Raw genomic sequence first — 3,750 nt, 5'->3', positions numbered from 1 at the left:
TGAATGAAAAGGATGACGTTCTTGTTAAAACAAGACCCTTGCTTGAGATTGTCAAGACATCCTGGGGAGATTTTTTATCCTCTGACATAAAAGAATCTGAAATCGAATTGTTCAGAAAGCATGAACGTAACGGCCGACCGTTGGGAAAAACCACTTTTGTAAAGCAATTGGAGACTATTTTAGACAGACGGCTCAGGCCAAAGAAGCCAGGTCGAACGAAAAATGCATAAGGTGTCACCGGATTAAACACCGGATTAATAAACAATACTTTCAAAGGCAGAAAAGATGATTTGGACACTTAAAATTGAATGTGAGTGGGGAAGACATCTTGAAGAAGAATGTATTCGCATGATTGAAATAGAGGAAGAATCAACGCTTTATGATTTACATTTGCTTATCCAAAAATTAGTCAAATTTGATAATGATCACCTGTTTGAATTTTTTAAAGGAAGACATTTCAAAAACAGAAAACCCTTATTTTCAGAAGATGCTTGGGCTTTTGATTACGAAAAAGCAATTGATAATTATCATCAAATGACACTCAATGAGATCTATCCCTTGCCCAAAGGGTTAAAGTTATTTTACCATTTTGATTTTGGTGATGATTGGATTTTTAAAATTACTAAATCAAGAAAAAAGCCAAAATCACCAGATAAAGACGTTGAATATCCCCAACTCATAGAAAGTATTGGTCCATCACCACAACAATACCCTATATGGGAGGAGTGACGCGAGGCCGAATCGGGATAAGACTCCCCATCACTGAGGAGCCCTCCCACCACCCGATATACAGATCGCGTACCAGGTCGGTTCGGCTGATTTTAAGAATCAGTTCCCGGGCAGATATAATCCTTTCTCAATAAAATATCTTTCAGGCATGGCAATGGCCACCCACTTGATTTTGCTCATGTGCCAGTACCTTTTACGGGCATTCCCGCAAAGCATCGCATCATTGTGATGAAATACCAAGGTGTTCAAGGTTACGAACCTGGTTCTTGGGTTTTTTCATTGTTTCCAGACAAGACTTCCCAGCCGTCGCAGTATCCAGACCTTGAGCCCGTTAAGGAGTTCGATCTTCATTTAGAATTGCTGCTCCTTTCTTTTCCCCTTTTGACAAAGCATGACCGAAACCATTTTATTTTGCTTTCCATATATCCTATAATGAAACCATGTCATAGAGATATGCTCTCTTATCTGTTTTGCTTTTTTGTTTTTTTGCTGGGGCAGTGACAAACGATCTCTGCCCAATGGGTTTAATTCATAAGAAATCGGTTTTGACCGGACGTTTAAACCTTCCAGTGCCGGGCAAAGACCAGAGAGGATGAGATATGAAATTAAAAAAAATCCTTAATCCCGTGGATGGTTCAGAACATTCCATGCGCTCCACCCAATATTCCGTTGAATTGGCAAAGTAATTCGATTCGAAAATCGTCCTGCTTCACTGCCACGCCACGTTCCCCGTTGTTCTGGCCGAACCTCATTTCCAAAATGCCATCAATAAAATTTTAAAAAATTGTGATGAACTGATCAAGCCTTATGAAGATTTATTGGAAGAGAGCGGCGTTGAATATGAGATCCGGATTCTGGAGGGTTCCCCGGCAATGAATATCGACACTGTAGTAAACGTGGAAAAAATCGATCTAATTGTTATGGGATCCAGAGGCGTCGGTAATCTTGAAGGGCTTTTCCTTGGGTCGGTAGCCCACCAGGTCCTTCATAAGGTTCAATGCCCCGTATTTATAATAAAATAAATCGCCGGCAGGGTTTGTTTAACCTACCTTTTGTGCTGAGGTATGTGATTGGATTATGGCTTTTTAGAGCATCCCGTGTTAACGGTTAAATTTTTTCCATGAGAATTCTTCATATTTTAAGCCAGACACCTGATTTTACGGGATCAGGAAAAACCGTCCAAGCCATTATCCGGCAATCTTGTGCCAAGGGGCATCAAAATTTTCTTGTGGCGGGTATTCAGGATGATTTTAAATTAAATCCGTCTTTGTTACCCCCGGAGCATACCGAATTTGTCCGGTTTAACCATGGGCATCTTGACTTCAGACTTCCGGGCATGAGCGATGTCATGCCCTACCCCAGCACGGTTTTTTCTTCAATGAACAACGATCAAATCTGCAGGTATGAAACCGCCTTTAGAAAGGTCCTTCAAAAGGCGCGGGAAAAATTTCGCCCGGATCTGATCCATACCCACCATCTCTGGATTGTTTCAAAAACAGCCAGGCAGATCTTCCAGGATCTGCCCATGGTAACTTCCTGCCACGGCACATGCCTTCGCCAGTATTTTCTGTGCCCCGGGCTGGGTCTGGATGTTAAAAACACCATGGCAAAGATTGACGCCGTTCTCTGCCTGAGTCGGCACCAGAAACAGCAGATCCAAGACATTCACAAGATTGATCCGGAAAAACTGCATGTGGTGGGCGCAGGCTTTGAAAAAAAAACATTCTATTGTGAGCCAAAGCCTGAAAAAGGCCCTGTTCAAATCGTGTATGCAGGAAAACTGAGCCGGGCCAAGGGCGTGCCCTGGCTTCTTGCTGCGTTGAAAAAAGTAACAGCCCCGGATTATTGCCTGCACCTGGCAGGCGCCGGTTCCGGTGAGGAAAAACAAGAATGCCTGGCACTGGCCGCAGACCTGGATAGCTGGGTAAAGGTTCACGGTCCCCTGTCCCATGAAAGCCTTGCCCGGCTCGTGCGCAAAGCACACCTCTTTGTCCTGCCTTCCTTTTTTGAAGGCCTTCCCCTGGTGCTCATGGAAGCGCTGTCATCGGGCTGCAGGATATTGACGACTGCGCTGCCGGGGACCCGGGAAATATTTGAAGAGACCAGGTCCGGCATGGTCCATCTTCTGGAGCTGCCGGCCCTGGAAACCGTGGACACACCATTTCAAAAAGACATCCCGGCCCTGGAACAAACCCTTGCTCATGCCCTGGAAATCAACATAACAAAGGCGGATCAAAACCGACAGCCGGACCTTTCCCAAGTAAATAGGTTAACCGCTACCTATACTTGGGAAGGCGTATTCTCTAAAATGGAAGGCGTTTATAAAAAAATATGTGGTTCCGGTTCTTAGCACAATATGGATGAATCAATATCTGAGACGGTGCTGACCCCGGTCATAAACATGGCTTTTTTCAATATCTTTTGAATATGTTCCATGTGTATTCTAACACCCAGGGAACCTGCACCCACGGCCGCCCGGATGATATCCCTGCCCAGCAGAACAAAGTCCGCACCCAGTGCCAGCATTTTGAGTACGTCATAGCCGGTCCTGACCCCACCGTCTGCAGTGATGATGACCTGGCCTTTAAGCTGTCTGGCAATATCAGGCAAGACTTCTGCCGTCCCCGGCGTTGCATCAAGAACCCGGCCGCCGTGATTTGAGACACTGACCACCCTGACACCGGCATCAGCGCAACTTATGGCATCCGCCACCGTCATAATCCCTTTGGCAATAAAGGGCAGAGACGAGGCCTGAACCAGTTCTTTGATATCCTTCACGCTCTTGCGGAATACCGGCTGATTATGCCGGGCCATAATGGTGGAGCCGCATCCGTCAAGATCCACGCCCACAGCAGGACACCCCAATTCTTCGGCCATATGGATAAGCCGCTTGAGCACATCCTGGGCCCTGGGTTTGAAGATGGGGACGGCCGGCAGGCCTTCTTTTTTTATGGCTCGAAGTGCGGGGTTATCATCGGGGGTATAAAAAAAGGTGTCAGGGCCACGATCCGGGGCTGTAAA

At 46.0% G+C, this 3,750-nt stretch carries 5 protein-coding genes and 1 pseudogene; 4 read left to right on the top strand and 2 right to left on the bottom strand.

Translation table 11 applies throughout. The annotated features are described in order from the left end of the window. Positions 1 to 230 (top strand): annotated as a pseudogene (locus B3D59_RS11620) (transposase); the annotation flags it as partial. A gap of 55 nt (positions 231 to 285) precedes the next feature. Next, positions 286 to 729: an IS1096 element passenger TnpR family protein gene (locus B3D59_RS11615; RefSeq protein WP_286819903.1), complete on the top strand. Its 444-nt coding sequence runs from the start codon at positions 286 to 288 to the stop codon at positions 727 to 729. Between the two features lie 99 nt (positions 730 to 828). On the opposite strand, the gene B3D59_RS11610 is transcribed toward B3D59_RS11615, so the two are convergent. Continuing rightward, entirely contained in the window at positions 829 to 978 is a 150-nt protein-coding gene (locus B3D59_RS11610) for a hypothetical protein (protein WP_286819902.1), read from the bottom strand. 449 nt (positions 979 to 1,427) lie between these two features. Here B3D59_RS11610 and B3D59_RS11605 point away from each other — a divergent pair, with 449 nt between their 5' ends. Both B3D59_RS11605 and B3D59_RS11600 read left to right on the top strand, forming a co-directional pair. Further along, entirely contained in the window at positions 1,428 to 1,751 is a 324-nt protein-coding gene (locus B3D59_RS11605; RefSeq protein WP_286819904.1) for a universal stress protein, read from the top strand. Between the two features lie 98 nt (positions 1,752 to 1,849). After that, positions 1,850 to 3,079, top strand: coding sequence for a glycosyltransferase family 4 protein (locus B3D59_RS11600; protein ID WP_286819901.1), 1,230 nt, complete (start codon positions 1,850 to 1,852; stop codon positions 3,077 to 3,079). Here the strand turns inward: B3D59_RS11600 and B3D59_RS11595 are convergent. Next, on the bottom strand, positions 3,076 to 3,750 hold a 675-nt coding region (locus B3D59_RS11595), incomplete at its 5' end, for an alpha-hydroxy-acid oxidizing protein (protein ID WP_286819900.1). The genes B3D59_RS11600 and B3D59_RS11595 overlap by 4 nt on opposite strands.

Origin of the sequence: Desulfobacter sp. UBA2225, from assembly GCF_002348205.1 — a bacterium.
Classification (GTDB): domain Bacteria; phylum Desulfobacterota; class Desulfobacteria; order Desulfobacterales; family Desulfobacteraceae; genus Desulfobacter; species Desulfobacter postgatei.
This window is presented reverse-complemented; position numbering and strand designations above follow the sequence as displayed.

What these genes read in the sequence shown, in the direction of transcription:
- B3D59_RS11600 (WP_286819901.1), top strand. Translation starts at nt 1,850, where the DNA reads ATGAGAATTCTTCATATTTTAAGCCAGACACCTGATTTTACGGGATCA.
- B3D59_RS11615 (WP_286819903.1), top strand. Translation starts at nt 286, where the DNA reads ATGATTTGGACACTTAAAATTGAATGTGAGTGGGGAAGACATCTTGAA.